We start from the raw sequence: 18,110 nt of genomic DNA on the forward strand, positions 1-18,110 counted from the left end.
CTTCTCATGCCTGCACCTATTTTTATAACTGGAATCGGTACCGGAATAGGAAAGACACTGGTTGCGGCCATTGTAACCGAAGCTCTCCAGGCAGATTATTGGAAGCCTGTACAGGCGGGCTTTGCAGAGGGTACCGACAGTGAATGGGTAAAGGAAAAAATATCCAACAAGTATACAATAGTACACCCGGAATTGTATCGGTTAAAACTGCCTGCTTCCCCGCATATTGCTGCCCGTGAGGAAGGGATTGAAATAAACGTGAGCCATATTGCAGCTGCAATTCCATCTGCTTCCAGGCAACTGGTGATTGAAGGTGCTGGTGGTTTAATGGTTCCTTTAAACAAACAGGAATTCGTGGCTGACCTTATCAGGGAAATGGGTGCAAAGGTTGTCTTAGTGAGCAGGAACTACCTTGGAAGTATCAACCATTCCTTATTAACCGCTGCAGTCTGTAACAGCATGGGGCTTAATGTTGCCGGTTGGGTGTTTAATGACAATTACGGTAGTTATCAAGAGGAGATAGCGCACTGGACCAACCTGCCTGTACTTGGATCCATTCCTTTTTCAGCATCTTGTGACCGAACATTCGTGGAACAACAGGCAATGCTTTTGGGTCCTAACCTAAAAAAGTGGATATGAACAAAACTGAACTCCGGGAATATTCACTGGAAAAGCGGCTGGCAATCACCGATAGCCAGAGAAGCCGGCTTGATGATTTATTACTGATCCGGTTTCAGCAATGGGTTATTCCGGATATTGTAGAAACAATATTGTCTTACTGGCCAATGAAAGAAAAGGGGGAAGTAAATACTTTTTTAATTACCGATTTTATGGCTTTCAGGATTCCCGGAATGCAATTGGCTTATCCTGTATGTGATTTTAAAAGTAATTCTTTAATTGCTGTTGGTGTTACCAATGAAACAGCTTTCCGGCAAAACAAATTTGGTATTGGTGAACCGGTTGACGGCGTTCTGTTTCCGGCAGAATATATTGACCTTGTTATTGTTCCCCTTTTGGCATTTGACTATAAGGGATACCGGCTGGGTTATGGCAAGGGATTTTATGACCGCTATTTATCAGGTTGCAGGCCGGATACCATAAAACTTGGATTTAGTTATTTCGGGCCTGTGGATCAGCTGCCGGGCCTAGACCAATATGACATACCTTTAACAGCATGCATAACCCCAGAAAGGATTTATGAATTTTAATATCCCATTACTTAAGCCTATCAGGATAATTCTCTTTCCCTTTTCTCTTATTTATTATGCTGTCATTTATATTCGAAACCGGCTTTTCGATAATAAAATATTATCGACATCATCGTTTGGGCTTCCGATCATTTGTGTGGGCAATATTGCGGTCGGTGGTACAGGTAAATCGCCCATGGTAGAATTCCTTTTACGTAACCTGGGCAACAAATATAACCTGGCTACACTGAGCCGGGGATATAAAAGAAAAACCAAGGGCTATGTATTGGCCGATGCCAATACCAACGCTTTAGACATTGGAGATGAACCAATGCAATTTCACCTTAAGTTTCCAGGTGTAGCTGTTGCAGTAGGGGAAGAAAGGATTCTTGCCATACCTCAGTTGTTGCATGACCGGAAAGACACACGGGCCATTATTTTGGACGACGCTTTTCAACACAGGGCAATACAGGCAGGTTATAATATCCTATTAACTGAATATGCTAACCTTTATACACGCGACTGGTACCTGCCAACCGGCGATTTGCGTGATGAGAAATCAAGCGTAAAAAGGGCCGACCTTATAATTGTTACAAAATGTCCTGCTGACTTGTCTCAGTCAGAAGCGGAAGCTATCCGGAAAGAGTTAAATCCATTACCTGAACAGCAAGTGTTTTTTGCAGGAATCCGTTATGGTAATTTATACCATATCATTCACCACCTGCCTTACCAGGTAACAGGGGATATTGAAGTTTTACTGGTAAGCGGAATTGCCAATCCAAGGCCCCTGAAGAAATTATTGGCTGATCAAAGCCAAACATATGAGGAGATGGCGTACAGCGATCACCATATTTTTACCATTGATGACATGAAAGAAATTTCCAGGCGATTTGAACAGATGACCGGTAAATTGAAGATCATTCTGACTACAGAAAAAGATGCTGTAAGGCTAGTGAAATTTGAGCAGGAGCTAAAAGATATTCCTCTTTATGTTATCCCTATTGAAATGGAGTTTTTGTTTGGCGATACTGATCGCTTTTGCCGTTTAATCGGTACATTTATTGAGCAGTTTTCAGCAGCTGCAAAACCCACAGATGAGTAAGAAAAATACTGGTAAAAAGAAAGCAAAAAACAAATCCGATTCTGGTAATACTTTAAAGGGGCGCCTTGAAATTACCAGAAGTGGAATGGGATTTGTTATAATAGAAAAGCAGGAGCAGGATGTACTTGTGCGGCCAAATGATTTCAATACGGCAATGCATGGTGATACAGTCAATGTTCGCGTTACCAAAGATGCCGGCCGCAGCGGACGTATGCAGGGCGTAATAACCGAAGTGCTGGAAAGGAAGCAAAAAGTTTTCATGGGCAAGGTGGAAATCAGCAGGAATTTTGCATTCTTCATATCCGATGGGGATAAGCCCATGCCCGATATTTATATTCCCTTAAACAATCTGAATGGCGCCGAAAATGGCGCCAGGGTTGTAGCCAGGATTTTAGAATGGGAATCCGGGAAGAAGCCTGTTGGAGAAGTGGTGGAAGTTCTTGAATCGCATGCAGAAAATGATTTGGCCATGAAGGAAATCATTTTGCAAAGTGGGTTTTCAATGACGTTTTCAGAAGATGTGATTGAAGAAACTGTCCGTATTCCCGAAATTCTTCCGGCCAGGGAAGTTGAAAAAAGGCGCGATTGCAGGGAAATACTTACGTTCACTATTGACCCGGCTGATGCGAAAGATTTTGATGATGCATTATCAATCAGGAAAACAAAAAACGGGTTTGAGATTGGTGTTCATATCGCCGATGTGAGTTATTATGTGGAGCCCGGGACCGAGCTCGATAAAGAAGCTTACCATCGTGGTACTTCAGTCTATTTGCCAGACCGTGTAAATCCGATGTTGCCGGAAAGAATTTCCAATGAATTATGTTCCCTGCGGCCCCTTGAAGATAAATTCACTTTCTCTGCTATTTTTCAGTTGTCTTCAAAAGGGGATGTTAAGGATTACTGGCTTGGCAGGACAGTGATTAATTCCAATCACCGGTTTACTTATGAAGAGGTTCAGGAAATTATTGAAAATGAAGACGGCTTATACAAGGATGAAATTTTATTGTTGAATAGTTTTGCGCAAAGGTTCAGGAAGCAAAGGTTTAAAAAGGGGGCGATCAATTTTTCCTCACAGGAAGTGAGGTTTAAACTTGATGAAAACCGCAAGCCGATTGGCATCATGATCAAGCAAAGTAAGGATGCACACAAACTGATAGAGGAATTCATGCTGCTGGCTAACCGTACTGTTGCTGAACATATTTTTAAAATTGAGGTCGATAAAAAGAAACTGCCTTTTCCTTACCGAGTGCATGATCAGCCGGATGAAGAAAAATTAACACCATTTGCTGCTTTTGCCAGGAAATTCGGGCATAGTTTTGATACAAAATCACCCGAACGTATAGCCGAATCGTTTAACCAGTTGCTGCAAGATGTACAGGGTTTACCCGAGCAGCATGTACTTGAACAACTGGGCATCAGGACCATGGCTAAAGCAGTGTATACCACAAAGAATATCGGCCATTACGGATTAGGTTTTGAACACTATTGTCATTTCACATCGCCTATTCGGCGGTATCCCGACGTATTAGTACACAGGGTGCTGCAGGAAGTCCTGGATGGCAAATTCCTTTTTGACAAAAAGATGGAAGAGAAGTGCAAGCACAGCAGCGAAAGGGAACGAGCTGCCATGGAAGCGGAAAGGGCTGGTAACAAATACAAACAGGTGGAATACCTGATGAACTTTTTGGGAGAGGAATTTGACGGGGTTATCAGCGGCGTTTCTTCATTTGGATTCTGGGCTGAAACTGTTGAGCATAAATGTGAGGGATTGGTCAATATTTCAAGCCTGGCAGAATATGATGATTTCAGGCATGTTGAAGCTGATTACATGCTGGCAGGCCGCAGGAGCGGCAGAACCTTCAGGATGGGCGATAAGGTCAGGATCAGGGTCGTTGCGGCAAACCTTGAAAAGCGCCAGCTAGATTATGAATGGGTTATTACTGCTGCTTTAAAAGAAGATGCGGGTGATGGGGCGGGACGGCAACGAATAGCCAGGAAGTCGAGGAAGAAAAAATAAGCAACCGGCAGGATGCCGGTATCTTTGCATATGGACCAGTCTACAAGTTTAAATAAATTCATTAGCGATACCGGTTATTGTTCCCGCAGGGAGGCTGATGCGCTGATCAAAGCAGGGAGGGTATTACTAAATAACAAGGTTGCCCAATTGGGTAATCGCTATAGCAAGGGTGACCAGGTAGAAGTAGACGGCAGCCTTGTAACAATGGATAATAAGGAAAAACCTGTCTATTTGGCCTTTAACAAACCCATTGGCATTACTACAACTACTGAAGAGGGTGTTAAAGCAAATATTATCAGCTTTATCAATTTCCCGAAAAGGATTTTCCCTATCGGGCGCCTTGATAAAGATTCAGAGGGCCTGATATTTTTGACCAATGATGGCGATATTGTTAACAAACTTCTCAGGGCAGGTAATGAGCATGAGAAGGAATATGTGGTAAGGGTCAATAAACCACTGGCGCCTGGATTTGCTGAAAAAATGGCTGGGGGTATCCCTATACTTGGCACAGTTACGCTGCCTTGCAAGGTTAATATAACCGGCAGGCAAACATTTTCCATCATACTAACGCAGGGGCTAAACCGACAAATCAGGAGGATGTGTGAATACCTTGGGTATTCTGTAATAGGATTGCAGCGGGTTAGGATTATGAAAGTGAAATTAGACAAACTGGCTTCGGGAAAATGGCGCTACCTGAGTGATGCAGAAGTGCACCAATTGAAAGAATCAGTAAAGGACTCTTCCGGGACTGCTCCTAAAAGCCGGAAGCCTCCACTGAAAAAGGAAACCGCCCCAAGGGATAAATATGATCCTGAAACAAAGCCAAAACGATATTCTTCTTCCACGAGCCGGTCATCTGCCAGGCAGCCGGTAAAAGGTGAAAAAAGATTGGGGAATAAAAAAGCGGAAAAAGCACTGGCTCATAAAAAAGCTGCTTCAGCGCCTGTTAAAAAAGCAAGGCCGTCCACTCCCAAGAAATCAGCCGCGAAAGAGCAAAAAGTTGTGGGAAAATACAAAGCATTCCGCGATAAAGGTCGCAACCGGGGGTGAGTATTTTACAATAAACTAGTTTAGAGGAATGAAGGAATATTCATTTTATCCTGTTTTTTCTGCGATTCAGCAATAAAAAACTGAAAAATGCATACCGAAAGCTTTTTTTTGTCAAAAATCAGGCAATGGCTGGGCAAAAACTCAATGATAAATGGTTTCGGTTTCTTGGGATTCCATTTTTTGCACTGATGGGTCATATCATATTTTACAACCGAAATGATACCGGGGAGGAACGGTTTGGTTTTTGGGGCATTTACCTTTTATCGTTAATTGAGACGATGATTTTATGGGAGGCTAACCGTTTTGCAATTCTATACTTTCGAAGGAAATACCCTGCACTTGATCAAACAACAAAGCGGATGCTGATGATTCTGCTGGCTTGCACAGTTATTACCATTTTCCTAAGGACTTTGAATATTTATGTTTATGATAAGACGCTTTTCTGGGGTTACCAATTTCCCCTGGAAGGTTACCTGCACAGTATATTTGTGTCTTTATTGTTTGTAATCATACTTGGCTGCATTTATGAGGCGATTTATTATTTCAGGAAATGGAAGGACCTTGCAGTAGAATCCGAAACATTAAAGAAAGAAAACCTGCAAACCCAACTGGATTCTTTGAAAAGGCAATTAAGTCCGCATTTTTTATTTAATAGCCTGGGTTCACTTTCCTCTTTAATTGAAGAAGATCCCCGGAAAGCACAGGAATTTGTAAATGAAATGTCTTGTGTTTACAGGTATCTGCTGCAAAGCAATGAATCCAACCTTACGACCCTGAGAACAGAGATGGAATTTATCAGGGCTTACAGCAATATGCTGCAAACGAGGTTCCCCGACGGCTTGCAATTGCAAACTGACATAAAAGAAATATACCTGGACTACCATATTCCTCCGTTAACAGTTCAGATTTTGCTTGAAAATGCTGTTAAACATAATGCTGTATTACCGGGTAATCCGTTGATCGTAAAAATTTATACAGATGGTTCCGATAACCTTATTGTAGTGAATAATCTGCATAGGAAGACTTCTGCTGTTCCAAGTAATAAAATGGGGCTCAGCAATATCATGTCAAAATATAAATTATTAAATCAGCGCGAAATACAGATAACTGAAACCGAAAATGATTTCCTGGTGAAAGTACCACTTATTAAAAATATTGGCTATGCAGGTATTGATAGTTGAGGACGAATTATTGCTTGCAAAACAGTTAAAAAAATTACTTTCAGCATCAGAACCAGCGGCTGATGTTGTTGCAATTACCAATAGCGTTCTGGAAACTGTTTCATGGCTGCAGAATAATCCTGCACCGGATCTGGTTTTAATGGATATTGAGCTGGCAGACGGGCAGAGTTTTGATATCTTTCAAAAGGTTTCGATCCCTTCACCAATAATATTCACCACCGCATATGATGAATATGCTTTAAGGGCATTTAAAGTGAATAGTATTGATTATCTCCTAAAACCCATTAAAGAGGAGGAATTAAAGGCTGCTTTGCAGAAATTCAGAAATGCTGTTAAACCTCAACCTGGTAAGGAACACCTCGAAGCATTACTTACTGAAATGCAGAAATTGCAACAGTCTTCGGAATATCGTACCCGCTTTTTAGTTAAGCAGGGACAGAAAATGATCAGTATTGATATCAAAGACATTGCATATATTTTTTCGCAGAACAAGTTTAGTTATTTGCGGACTTTTAATAACCAGAAGTATATTCTTGATTATGCTTTGGACGAACTGGAACAATCGCTTTCTCCAAAGCTTTTTTTCAGAGTCAACAGGCAATATATTCTTAATTCCGGTTCTGTTGCAGCAATTCATTCCTGGTTTAACCAGAAATTAAAAGTGGAAGTTGAACCTGCCACTGATGAGCATATTGTTATCAGCAGGGATAAGGCCAATGCATTTAAAGCATGGATGGGAGAATAATGCTGCGATTGAGTTTGTAAATTCTACTATTCGGAATTGTTCAGATTGCCGGAGCAACTGGTTTATTGCAACTTCATTTTTTAAAAAATGAAGTATGAAAATTAAACCTTTCCTTATCCTGATTCCGCTTCTCGTAGTGTGGGGAAGCAAAGCGCAAAACAATAAATTCCAGGTTGGTATTGGATACCAGCGAACCTGGTTACTGGATAACCAGGCATCTCCATTAAAGTACCAAAGTAGTGAAAAGACCTTTTTACTGGGGTATACACACACAGGGAATACCGGAAAATTTGATGCCCGTTTAAATGGTGCGTGGGGTAATTTTTTTCCAACTGGATTTTATAACCGTAAAATGTATGATCCTGGTTATAATCCTGATGGTACACCGAAGTCAGATTCCGGATTGATTTTGGGTACATTGTACAATGCCAGGATTGATATAGGTTATGCCTGGAAAGTCAATTCCGGGTATTCTGTAATTGACAACAAAAAACTTGAAAGCAGGAATTATGCAGGCGCATCATTAAGTAACCAGTTGTTTTATTCCGACAATATAGTCAGGAATGCCTGGATGAATTCAAGTTCTCTTAATGCAGAATTCCAGCATGATGCTCAATATAATGCACGGCATACCATTAATATCAAAATCTCGATCCCGATTTTCGCCCGCAATACAAGATTGCCTTATCATAATTCTGTCAGTTCACCGGATGGCAGCAGTCATATCCAAACTATTTTTAAGCAAGGTTCCCGAATGGCCTGGTTTGGCAATTTTCAGAGCATCCGGCTGGAAGCAGGTTACGATTATGCAGTCAACAAAATGTTCGGAATTGGCATTCACTATTTCGGTCAATGGCTGCACTATAACTACGAAAAACCAATCAGCTTATTCCAGAATAATATAGGAATAACAGCCTCTATAAAGTAAGAAAATCATCATCTAAAAAATGACTCCATGAAAAGAAGTATAACACTTCTGGCATTATTGGCGATATTGGCACAGCCATTTTTTTCCTGCCAGAAATTATTAATTGGCAATACAGTTAAAAATACTCCTACTGCTAATTTTGACGAAATGTGGAAAGGGTATCATCAATGGTATGGAATGTTTTCTGTAAGGCAGGTGAATTGGGATTCCTTGTATATTGTTTACCGGCCGATGGTAAATGACCAGATGAGTAATACGGAATTGTACGGCATTTTGTGCAGGTTGATTACTCCTTTAAATGATATCCATGCATTTCTTCAGCCTACCAGCGACGGTCTTCCACGCTTTGAAAGCAGTGATTTTTTCCGTATCAATAGAATACAACGCGATTTCTCAATAGACCTGGTCAGGAGTAAATATATCCCTTCTTTAGTGACGGTGGACAGCAGCTTTCATTATGGTATTACACCGGATAATATCGGGTATATCCATTTTGGGGAATTTGGGTTACCGCTGTCGTTTTATAAGCAGCAACTCAACGTGATAATGGAAAGTTTAAAAGATACGAAGGGAATTATCATTGACATTCGTAATCATGCCGGGGGGGATGATGAAGTCAGCCGGTATATTGCGGGTCTGTTTGCTGTAGAAGAAAAACTTTATATGACAGTCAGGAAGCGCAATGGTGTTGATCCGGGATGTTTTACATCACCTGAGAGCTGGTTTGTTAAACCTTCAGGAAACAGCTCATATGTTAAACCGGTGGTTTTACTGACCACCCGGTGGACCTCTAGTGCCGGGGAAACATTTACCTGGGCTATGAATACGCAAAGCCAGGTTACACAAATGGGTGATACTACTGCCGGCGGATTTACTGATGTCATTTCGAGGGAGTTACCAAATGGGTGGTTATATTTTGTTGGAGTGGGTGATTATAGGAATGCCCTGGGTAATAGCGAAGAAGGCATTGGCGTTTCGCCAAAAAAATACATTATCAATACCCGGGAAGATATTGAGGAAGGAAACGATAAAGTACTGGAAGCGGCTATGGCAAGTTTCTGATGTTGAAATCTGCAATTTTCAGCAACATCTTAAGTACCGGATAGGACTGGTTTTCCAGTATCATATCCGGTATTTTTTCTTCAGAAAAGATAAATCCTATCTTTTTATACAGGCTAATGGCACTTTGGTTTTCTTCCAGGACAAACAGGCAGATATTATCAATCTGGTTAAGCCGTACACATTCTGCAATAAGTTCCCGGATAAATTTTTCTCCGATTCCCTTGCCTCTTAAAGCAGGATCGCCAACCAATAACCTGCCTAGCCTGGGTGAGTGGGGTTCATCTGTAATTATTTCCCCGATGGCTATTGGATCACCCAGGTCGTTTAACCCAATGTATAATTGTTTATTGGGAAACTTTTCCTGGTGCGCTGCAACCTGTTGCTGAGTAATCGGAAAACTCCAGGAAGGGCCTGCGAAAGTGAATAACAATTTTGGATCCTGTACCCATTTTTCCAGGATATGAAAATCGTCAGGTTGATATTTCCGGATCATGTTTTATTTTTTTTCCGGGAGATCCATTTTACTATTTCAAACCATATAACCGAAAGGAAGCCAATCGCAAGGCTAAAGAACAAATCTTTGAACGGTAATTGACTGAACTTAAAAAAAACGGTGAGGAATGGGATCAACAAAAGGCAGGCCACAAGGCTGATGGTTATCCCAATGATTAAACGAACCAGGTAGTTTGCATATCCAGCGGTGGTGAAAACAGAATAATAAAAAGACCGGTTAACCAGGGTAAGAAAAATATTTGCGGATATCAAAACCAGAAAAACCATTGTACGGGTGGTATTTTCATCTTTTCCATAGATAACCGCATATTGATAGGTGAGGAGAGCTGCCGCTGTAATCACGAGGCCTTGCAGAATACTTACAGAAATTTCATGCCAGTTAAAAAATGTAGTGCTCATGGGTCTTGGCGGTTGTTGCATTACATTGCTTTCCATAGGGTCATTTTCATAAATAATGGAACAGGTTGGGCCCATGATTAGTTCCAGGAATATGATGTGGACAGGTGTGAATATATTCGGATAGACCCAACCTAAAGCCAATGGTATAAAAACCGTAAGTATGATTGGAATATGAATGGAAATAATATACCGGATAGCTTTTTTCAGGTTGGTATAAATTCTTCTGCCCATGGCAATTGCAGTTGCCATTTTTTCCAGGTCGTCATCAGTGAGAACCAGGGAAGCAGCGCGTTTGGCTATTTCTGATCCTTTGTCTCCCATGGCAATGCCAATATGGGCAGCTTTCAGGGCCGGTCCATCATTTACACCATCACCAGTCATGGCAACGATTTTCCCGATTTCTTTCAAAGCGTTTACGATGGTTAGTTTCGCCTCAGGGAACATCCTGGTGAAAATGTTTGTAGCAGCTATCGTTTTATTTAATTCCCGGGGTGGTATATTCATCAGCGCAACTCCATCAAGAGATTTATCCGCGCCCCTGAAGCCAATCTGCCTGGCAATTGTGGCAGTAGTTAAGGCATTATCGCCGGTAATAATTTTTACATCTATGCCTGCTTCATAAAATGATTGCAGCACCCTGCTAAAGTTTTTCCTGGGCGGGTCATAAAAAGCGATGAGCCCTTGTAGCCCGAATTTGAATTCCTGCTGTGTGGCAGGAAACTGGTCACCTTCATATACAGCAGTGGCAACAGCCAGTACCCTGTATCCTTTTTGAGACAGGGCATTCAGGGCAGCACTTGCTTTTAAATGTTCTTCAGCAGACAGTACACAAACCTCCATAATTGCTTCGGGTGCACCTTTTGCTGCCAAAATTCGTTTTCCTTCCCCATTTTCAAATATATGTGTCATCATGGGCGGCACGCCACTTAGAGGGTATTCATGCACCATTTTAAATGAAGGCCGTTCGTCAACCTCGGTAATTTTTCCGTATGATTCATGGAGCGCGAGTTCCATCGGATCGAAAGGAATAGGTTCACTGGCCCACATGCCGGTTTTAATGATATGTTTCATGTTGGCGGATAAATCCTGCTCAGTATGGGTCAATTGATCATTATCCAGGCTATAGATTTCTGCCAGGCTCATCCTGTTTTCGGTTATGGTCCCTGTTTTATCAATGCAAATTACTGAAGCTGATCCCAGGGTCTCCACAGTGGTCGTTTGCTTAACAATGATGCCCATTTTCATGAGTCGCCAGGCACCTAAAGCCATAAAGGTGGTAAACGCCACTGGGATTTCTTCAGGTAAGATACTCATGGCCAGAGTAAGCGCTTTTAAAAGGCTGTCCAGGATATTTCGGGACGAACTATAATTTAAAGCCCAAACAATGAAGAATACGATAATCCCGATAGCAGCCATTTTTTTAACAAAATTGCTAATCTGCTGCTGTAGTGGTGTTTTTTCCACTTTTATGGTTTCCATTTGCTTACCAATCTGCGCCAATTTGGTCATATTGCCAATGGCCTGCACCCGGGCAAGCGCAAGTCCGCCGCTTACGGTGGTGCCTTGGAAGACCAGGTTATTACCTGCAGTTTCATTTTTTATTACCGGGAAGGATTCGCCTGTCAATATTGATTCGTTTACAGCAAAATCATTGGATTGGATGATGGTTCCATCTGCAGGTATAGAGCTCCCTTCTTCCACAATCATGATATCTCCCATTACAATATCTTCTAATGGAATGCCCATTTTTTCTCCTTCCCTGATAACATAAGCATTGGGTTTGGTTAGTTTTTTCAGGGCATCAAGTGCATTCCGGCTCCTGGCATCCTGGTAAATCGAAATTGTTGCAACCAGTACAATGGAAATTCCCATGAAAATTCCTTCCGGGGCCTGCCCACTTATAAAATAAATAATTGCGGCAGCCAGCAATAGCAAAAACATCGGTTCCTTACCGAGGTCGCGGATAATCCTGAAAAAGGCATTCTCCTTTTTCTGTGCAATCCTGTTTTGGCCGTATTTCAGCCGTGCTGATAAGACTTCCTGAGGGTTTAATCCATTAATTTTTTCCATTTATTCAATACTGTGTTTAAAAGCAGGCATTGGCCTTTTCCCGAATGCCTGTTCGAAGGAATAAGCAAGACTGATTAATTGTGGCTCAGTGTATGCACCTGAGAAAAAAGATAAACCTACCGGCAGGTCATATACCAATCCGCAGGGTACAGTAATATGCGGGTATCCGGAGGTTGCCGCTGGTGTTGTAAGTGATACATCCCCCCAGCGGTCCCCATACCATAAATCAATACTGCAAGCCGGGCCCATTGTTAACCCGCTAATGGCATCTAATTGATGTTTTTTGATTACCTCGTCAATGATATTACGTGAACCTATATGCGATTTTGCCAGCGACTGGAGATACTCTTTTGTTTCCAATCCGCTTAGCTTATCGGAACTTTCCAGGATGTCCTGTGTGAAATAGGGCATGGCCTTTTCTGCATTAGCATTGTTATAGGCTATAACTTCATGAAGGGATTTTATTTTGGCACCGGATGAAGCGAGGTATTTATTAAGTCCGTGCTTAAATTCATATTTCAACACTATCAGCTCATTTTGGGCCAGTGCATTTATTTTGTCGAGGTATTCAATTTCTATAATTTCAGCACCTTGTTTAATCAGCAGGGCTTTGGCTTTATTCCAGCATTCTATCATATGCAGATTGTCGCCCTGGAATTTTTTTTCAACACCAATCCTTTTCCCTTTTAGCGCGTTGGCATCCAGGAATTTGGTATAGTCTGAGGGGATTTTGCCTGCATTTTCTGCAGTTTTTTCATCTGTCGGATCGGCACCTGCCAAAACTCCCAATAATATGGCTGCATCCTTAACGGTTCTTGCCATCGGGCCTGCTGTATCCTGGGTATGTGAAATTGGAATAATGCCCGACCTGCTGAGCAAGCCTACTGTTGGTTTTAGTCCCACAATACCATTTACGGAAGACGGACAAGTTATCGAGCCATCTGTTTCAGTACCTACAGCAACAGTGCAAAGGTTGGCTGCTGTAGCTACTCCAGAACCTGCACTTGATCCACAAGGATTGTGGGTAAGCAGGTAAGGATTCCTTGTTTGCCCACCCCGGCTACTCCATCCGGAAGATGAATGCGAACTGCGGAAATTCGCCCATTCCGATAAATTAGTTTTGCCCAGCAGGACTGCACCTGCCTGCCTGAGTTGTCTGACAATGAATGCATCTTTAGGTGCAATATGCCCTGCCAGTGCCAGGGAGCCTGCAGTAGTCTGCATTTTATCATTGGTACCTATATTATCCTTAATAAGCACTGGTATGCCATGAAGTTGTCCCCGGACTTTTCCATTTTTTCTTTCTGCATCCATTGCTGCAGCAATGGAAAGGGCATCTGGATTTACTTCAATTACAGAATTAAGTTTTGGTCCTGCTGCATCAATTGCTTTAATTCGGTCAAGGTATAATTGGGTAATGGTTACAGCGGTTAAAGCACCGGAACCCATCATCTGTTGCAGTTCGCTGATGCTGGCTTCTTCCAGTTTAAAATTTTCAATTTGGGAACCTGCCTGGCCCGCTTCATTTTTTACTTCCGGCCCGCTTTTACACATTGACAGGGTGGCCAGTGAAAGTCCGGCTAAAGATCCGTTCCTGAGAAAATTACGTCTGTTCATAATAATTATATTAAACTAGCAGCCTTCTTTTTCTATGTAATTATGTAAACCCTGCATAGCATTCTTCTGTACTTTATTTTGGAGGAAGCGTGTCCATCCCCATAGCCAGCCCGGCAAGCCTAAAGCCTGCCGGCTCCATAAATAAAAATCAAATTGGTCATTATGGGCGATGATTTTTCCATCGCTGAAACGGAACTTCGACTGTATATGGTTTTCTACCTGCCTTCCGCTTGCTGAAAAGGTATACTTAGCTATCCACTTTGCTGAGCCTTCAAGGTCATTCGCCTTAACATTGCTGAATTTAAGGCGAAGGTCTTTGCCTCTCTTCAACAACATTTCCCACATGGCGCATACTTCGGAAGCATCCAGGTTTTTGAAGACGGGGTCATTAAAGACAGCATTCCCTGCATAGCATTCCTGCATGCCTTTATAATCCTTATTTTGGAAGCAGGTATAAAATTTAATGAGCAATTCTTCATTGGGATGTATTTGCCTGCCACTAAGAAAATTGCCCATGATCATGCAGTTATTTTTTAAGAAATTCAATTTCGCTAAGGGTAATTACAATTTAAGGTATTTATAAATTAAATAAAAAAGCCCCCAGCAGTAAGGCTGAGGGCTTTCTGTAAAAATAAATCTTAGAAATATTTAGTAACTCCCGGTACGGCAATAGGGTAAAATCCATCGCTATTGGGCACAATTGGTGGAGTGGCATCCCATGCATATACTTTCGGGTGGATATCGAGGCCGCTATTGATCGCTTTATCCCATTCAATGATCTGGCCACTATATGTTGCTAATCTTCCAAGGATGGAAGTCATAGTACTTCTTGCGCCATTTTCCGCGTCAGCAAATTTATATTCCCCTTTTGCAATTGCAGCAAAAAGTTCTTCATGCTCTGTCTGGTAAGGGTTATTCTCTTTTGTTGAATCGAATTTGTATAATGAATTTCCTTTTAAATCAACAATGCTTCCCGCACCGCATAGGATTTTTCCTTTTGTGCCGACTAAAAGTTCATCAACCCGGCTCATAGTACCTGGTATATGGCGGCACTGGCTATTCAGGATTGAGCCGTCGGCATAAGTAAATTCAACATAATGGTGATCAAAAATTTCACCATGGTCTTTGCCTTTCCGGACCTGGCGGCCTCCCATGCCCTGGGCCTTAACAGGATGGGCATTCTTGAACCAGTTGATCACATCAATATTGTGAATATGCTGTTCATTGATATGGTCACCACAAAGCCAGTTAAAATAATACCAGTTGCGCATCTGGTATTCCATTTCTGTTTGTCCCGCTTGCCTTGGCCTCACCCAAACACCATCATTGTTCCACCAGGCCTGTGCGGACGTGATGTCGCCAATTAAGTCTTTTCGCTTGAACAATTCGCGGTAGGAATTCTGGTAGTGCCTTTGCAAGCCAACCACAACGTTCAATTTCTTTTGCTTGGCAATAGCTGCTGCAGCAATTACACGCTGGATGCCTGCAGGATCAGTTGCAACAGGCTTTTCCATGAAAATTTGCTTACCCTGTTTTACAGCTTCCTCAAAATGGATGGGTCGGAATCCCGGAGGCGTGGTCAGGAGTACAACATCGGCTAAAGCAATTGCTTTCTGGTAGGCATCAAAGCCTACAAACTTCCTTTCTTCCGGTACATCAACCTGGGCTTTAAGATTCTTTACTGTAGAAGAATAATCTGAAATATCATCGGCGGTAAGGGTTTTATAACAATCGTCCAGGCGGTCACGGAATGCGTCTGCCATGGCAACCAGTTTAACCTTCTGCTTGGATAATAAGGCCTGCAAAGCAGCACCGGTTCCCCGGCCTCCACAGCCAATCAGGGCTATTTTAATGGTATCATCAGAACCTGAAAAAAAGTTAGCCTTGGACATCAGTGGCGCAGCGATCAATCCACCGGCAAGGATGCCTGTTTGTTTAACAAATACCCGGCGGGTAGCGGCATTTTTTGAAGAATCTTCGTTAGTCATATTTATTTTTTGGGTTTTCTAAATTATTTCATTTAAAGGGAAATAGGGTTACTGATTTTTCACCATTACTTACCTAAATATTGCTCAAAGAATTTTTTTGCGGCTTCCGGGCCAGGTTGCTGGAGGGGACGAACAACCCTGAAACCCACACCAGCTGCCTCTGTCAGCCACCATTTACTTTTTGGGTTTTGGGGGTCCCGGCGGTTCCAGCTTGGGTCAGATTTAATACGGTTGGCGCTGCGTAAAGCCTGTGGCTCATCATTAAAAGCACCGCCACGCAGGGTTTTGGGGTATCGGGAAGCATTAAATGGGGCTACTGGGTCGGTACTTTTATCTGCCAGATCTTTTAAGGCATCGGCGTTATAGTGATCAAGTGTCCACTCTGTTACATTACCAATAATGTCATATAATCCCCATGGATTGGGTTTTTTCTGGCCCGACCGCTGGTATTTGTTACTGCTGTTTTTCTTGTACCAGGCATACTGGTCCAATAGCTTTTCATCATTACCGAAGAAATAAGCTGTTTTAGTTCCAGCCCGGCACGCATATTCCCATTCCGCTTCGGTGGGAAGCCGGTAAAAAATACCGGTTTTATCATAAAGCCACCTGCAATACATTAATGCAGCATATTGTGAAAGGCTGTTTACCGGGAACCCGCCTTCCTTGCCCATTCCCCAGGTAAGGTCAACATACTGCGGACTAGGCCTGGTAATGGCATCTACAGCTGAGTTCTGGGAAGTATTTTCATCGTGGTAAAACACATCAAAAGCATCGCGGCTGACTTCCAGGGAAGCCATCCAGAAAGCAGATATATTTACAGTACGCTGTGGGCCTTCATCCTCTTTCCGGTTTTTTTCATTGCTGTTACTGCCCATTACAAATTGACCAGCCGGAATAGGTACCATCGAAAAACTGATAGCTGAGCCCGGAATAGACTGATTATAAGTCTTGAAATTGTCTCCTTGCGACTGGGCCGAAAGCCTGGAAAAAGAAGTCACTAAAAAAAAGATGCCAAAAATTCTGGTCACTGTTAAGTTTATTTTATAGTTATCTAAAATAGGTGATTATTGCACGTTATATCATTTTATTGGCTGTTGCTCCAATAGGTATTGAAATATTTACTTTTCTGTAATACCAATTTCCCGTTTTTTATAGTTGCAATTATGAACTCAGCCTGTAACTGCCGGGCGAGTTTTTTTGCTTTTCTTACGGGTAGCAGGCTACAGGCTTTCGTGAGCCAGTCTGCGGTTGTTCCGTCATTGGCAATTACAGTAACATTTTTCTGGCTTGTAATACCGTAGCCGGTCCTGGGGTCAATTACATGCGAATATTTTTTTCCGTCATGAAAAATAAACTGATAGGCATCGCCGGAAGTGGTAACTGCCTTATTGCTAATTAGCAAATATTGCGGTAATAATTCATCCGTTTGTTCCGGGATATTTACCCCGATTTTCCAGCCTTTAGAACCAGGTGGGGCACCTATCGCAACTATATCGCCACTAACATCAACCAGGGCAGTACTGATTCCCTTCGATTGTATACGATCCATTACCCGCTGGGCAATATAACCCTGGGCAATGCCGCCCAGATCAAGTTGCATGCCCGTTTTTTGCAGGGTTACAGTATGGCTCATTGAATCCAGGCTGACCTTATCAAAACCTGTCAGGGCGAGTTTCTCAGCAACGGATTCCTGCGTAGGCCAGGATTTTTCTTTCCTTGCTTTTCGCCAAAGCCTTGTAACCGGCCCAAGTGTGATATCAAAATTGCCATTACTTTTTTCATAAGCGATTTTGGATATCCATAAAATTTCGAACAGGGCAGGGGAAGCATAAAATGGCTTTTTGCCTGGTCCTCCTTGCGCACACAAGCGGTTCAATTCACTGCTGTCGATATAATCACTGTAAATATTAACCAGACTATCTACCAGTTGAAAGCAATTGCTGGCCAGCATTTCAGCCTGCAGGCTATCATGGGCATATATCTGGATATTAAATGGTGATCCCATTTTATTTTGGGTGAATACCCATTTCTTCGGTTGAGCATAACTGTTAACTAAAAAAAACAGGAGGCAACAAAAACAGCAAAGGGCTTTCAAATCATTTAGTTTGCGATGTATTGCCGAAATTATGCGAATATTCACGCAACATGCCACCAGAACAGCCTGTATATTAATATTGAATAAGATTAGGGTAAAATTAGACCAGAAATAGATATTTCTTTATTGGCGGAAGACTGTAATTTTAAAGGATAA

At 42.2% G+C, this 18,110-nt stretch carries 16 protein-coding genes; 9 read left to right on the plus strand and 7 right to left on the minus strand.

The window, feature by feature from the left end; genetic code table 11:
- Window positions 1-6: 6 nt before the first annotated feature.
- The 9 genes from bioD to LAQ65_RS02475 all read left to right on the plus strand — a co-directional run bounded on the left by bioD (window position 7) and on the right by LAQ65_RS02475 (window position 9,272).
- A complete protein-coding gene (gene bioD / locus LAQ65_RS02435; protein ID WP_224115341.1) occupies window positions 7-639 on the plus strand; it encodes a dethiobiotin synthase in 633 nt (210 codons plus the stop codon).
- A complete protein-coding gene (locus LAQ65_RS02440; RefSeq protein WP_224115342.1) occupies window positions 636-1,208 on the plus strand; it encodes a 5-formyltetrahydrofolate cyclo-ligase in 573 nt (190 codons plus the stop codon). The genes bioD and LAQ65_RS02440 overlap by 4 nt, the downstream gene beginning before the upstream one ends.
- Window positions 1,198-2,289, plus strand: a complete 1,092-nt coding sequence (gene lpxK, locus LAQ65_RS02445) for a tetraacyldisaccharide 4'-kinase (RefSeq protein ID WP_224115343.1) — start codon at window positions 1,198-1,200, stop codon at window positions 2,287-2,289. Before LAQ65_RS02440 ends, lpxK begins: the two co-directional genes overlap by 11 nt.
- The gene (rnr, locus tag LAQ65_RS02450; RefSeq protein ID WP_262901398.1) at window positions 2,282-4,306 is read left to right on the plus strand and encodes a ribonuclease R; all 2,025 of its coding nucleotides are present in this window, start codon (window positions 2,282-2,284) and stop codon (window positions 4,304-4,306) included. The genes lpxK and rnr overlap by 8 nt, the downstream gene beginning before the upstream one ends.
- Before the next feature lie 12 nt (window positions 4,307-4,318).
- The gene (rluF, locus tag LAQ65_RS02455; RefSeq protein WP_224115345.1) at window positions 4,319-5,356 is read left to right on the plus strand and encodes a 23S rRNA pseudouridine(2604) synthase RluF; all 1,038 of its coding nucleotides are present in this window, start codon (window positions 4,319-4,321) and stop codon (window positions 5,354-5,356) included.
- A 125-nt stretch (window positions 5,357-5,481) separates the two neighbouring features.
- The gene (locus LAQ65_RS02460) at window positions 5,482-6,537 is read left to right on the plus strand and encodes a sensor histidine kinase (RefSeq protein ID WP_224115346.1); all 1,056 of its coding nucleotides are present in this window, start codon (window positions 5,482-5,484) and stop codon (window positions 6,535-6,537) included.
- The gene (locus tag LAQ65_RS02465) at window positions 6,518-7,282 is read left to right on the plus strand and encodes a LytR/AlgR family response regulator transcription factor (protein ID WP_224115347.1); all 765 of its coding nucleotides are present in this window, start codon (window positions 6,518-6,520) and stop codon (window positions 7,280-7,282) included. The genes LAQ65_RS02460 and LAQ65_RS02465 overlap by 20 nt, the downstream gene beginning before the upstream one ends.
- Window positions 7,283-7,376: 94 nt before the next feature.
- Entirely contained in the window at window positions 7,377-8,210 is an 834-nt protein-coding gene (locus LAQ65_RS02470; RefSeq protein ID WP_224115348.1) for a hypothetical protein, read from the plus strand.
- A gap of 27 nt (window positions 8,211-8,237) precedes the next feature.
- A complete protein-coding gene (locus LAQ65_RS02475) occupies window positions 8,238-9,272 on the plus strand; it encodes a S41 family peptidase (protein ID WP_224115349.1) in 1,035 nt (344 codons plus the stop codon).
- On the opposite strand, the gene LAQ65_RS02480 is transcribed toward LAQ65_RS02475, so the two are convergent.
- The 7 genes from LAQ65_RS02480 to LAQ65_RS02510 all read right to left on the minus strand — a co-directional run bounded on the left by LAQ65_RS02480 (window position 9,256) and on the right by LAQ65_RS02510 (window position 17,864).
- Window positions 9,256-9,765 (minus strand): GNAT family N-acetyltransferase, encoded by a 510-nt coding sequence (locus LAQ65_RS02480; RefSeq protein ID WP_224115350.1) that lies wholly within the window; start codon window positions 9,763-9,765, stop codon window positions 9,256-9,258. The genes LAQ65_RS02475 and LAQ65_RS02480 overlap by 17 nt on opposite strands.
- Window positions 9,762-12,254 (minus strand): cation-translocating P-type ATPase, encoded by a 2,493-nt coding sequence (locus tag LAQ65_RS02485; protein WP_224115351.1) that lies wholly within the window; start codon window positions 12,252-12,254, stop codon window positions 9,762-9,764. The genes LAQ65_RS02480 and LAQ65_RS02485 overlap by 4 nt, the downstream gene beginning before the upstream one ends.
- Entirely contained in the window at window positions 12,255-13,871 is a 1,617-nt protein-coding gene (locus tag LAQ65_RS02490) for an amidase (RefSeq protein ID WP_224115352.1), read from the minus strand.
- A 15-nt stretch (window positions 13,872-13,886) separates the two neighbouring features.
- The gene (locus LAQ65_RS02495) at window positions 13,887-14,387 is read right to left on the minus strand and encodes a nuclear transport factor 2 family protein (protein ID WP_224115353.1); all 501 of its coding nucleotides are present in this window, start codon (window positions 14,385-14,387) and stop codon (window positions 13,887-13,889) included.
- A 122-nt stretch (window positions 14,388-14,509) separates the two neighbouring features.
- Complete coding sequence (locus LAQ65_RS02500; protein WP_224115354.1) at window positions 14,510-15,859, minus strand: Gfo/Idh/MocA family protein; 1,350 nt, start codon at window positions 15,857-15,859, stop codon at window positions 14,510-14,512.
- A gap of 65 nt (window positions 15,860-15,924) precedes the next feature.
- Complete coding sequence (locus LAQ65_RS02505) at window positions 15,925-16,887, minus strand: formylglycine-generating enzyme family protein (protein ID WP_224115355.1); 963 nt, start codon at window positions 16,885-16,887, stop codon at window positions 15,925-15,927.
- Between the two features lie 56 nt (window positions 16,888-16,943).
- Window positions 16,944-17,864: an FAD:protein FMN transferase gene (locus tag LAQ65_RS02510; RefSeq protein WP_224115356.1), complete on the minus strand. Its 921-nt coding sequence runs from the start codon at window positions 17,862-17,864 to the stop codon at window positions 16,944-16,946.
- Window positions 17,865-18,110: the final 246 nt, after the last annotated feature.

Origin of the sequence: Flavihumibacter profundi, from assembly GCF_020076305.1 — a bacterium.
Taxonomy (GTDB): Bacteria; Bacteroidota; Bacteroidia; order Chitinophagales; family Chitinophagaceae; genus Flavihumibacter; species Flavihumibacter profundi.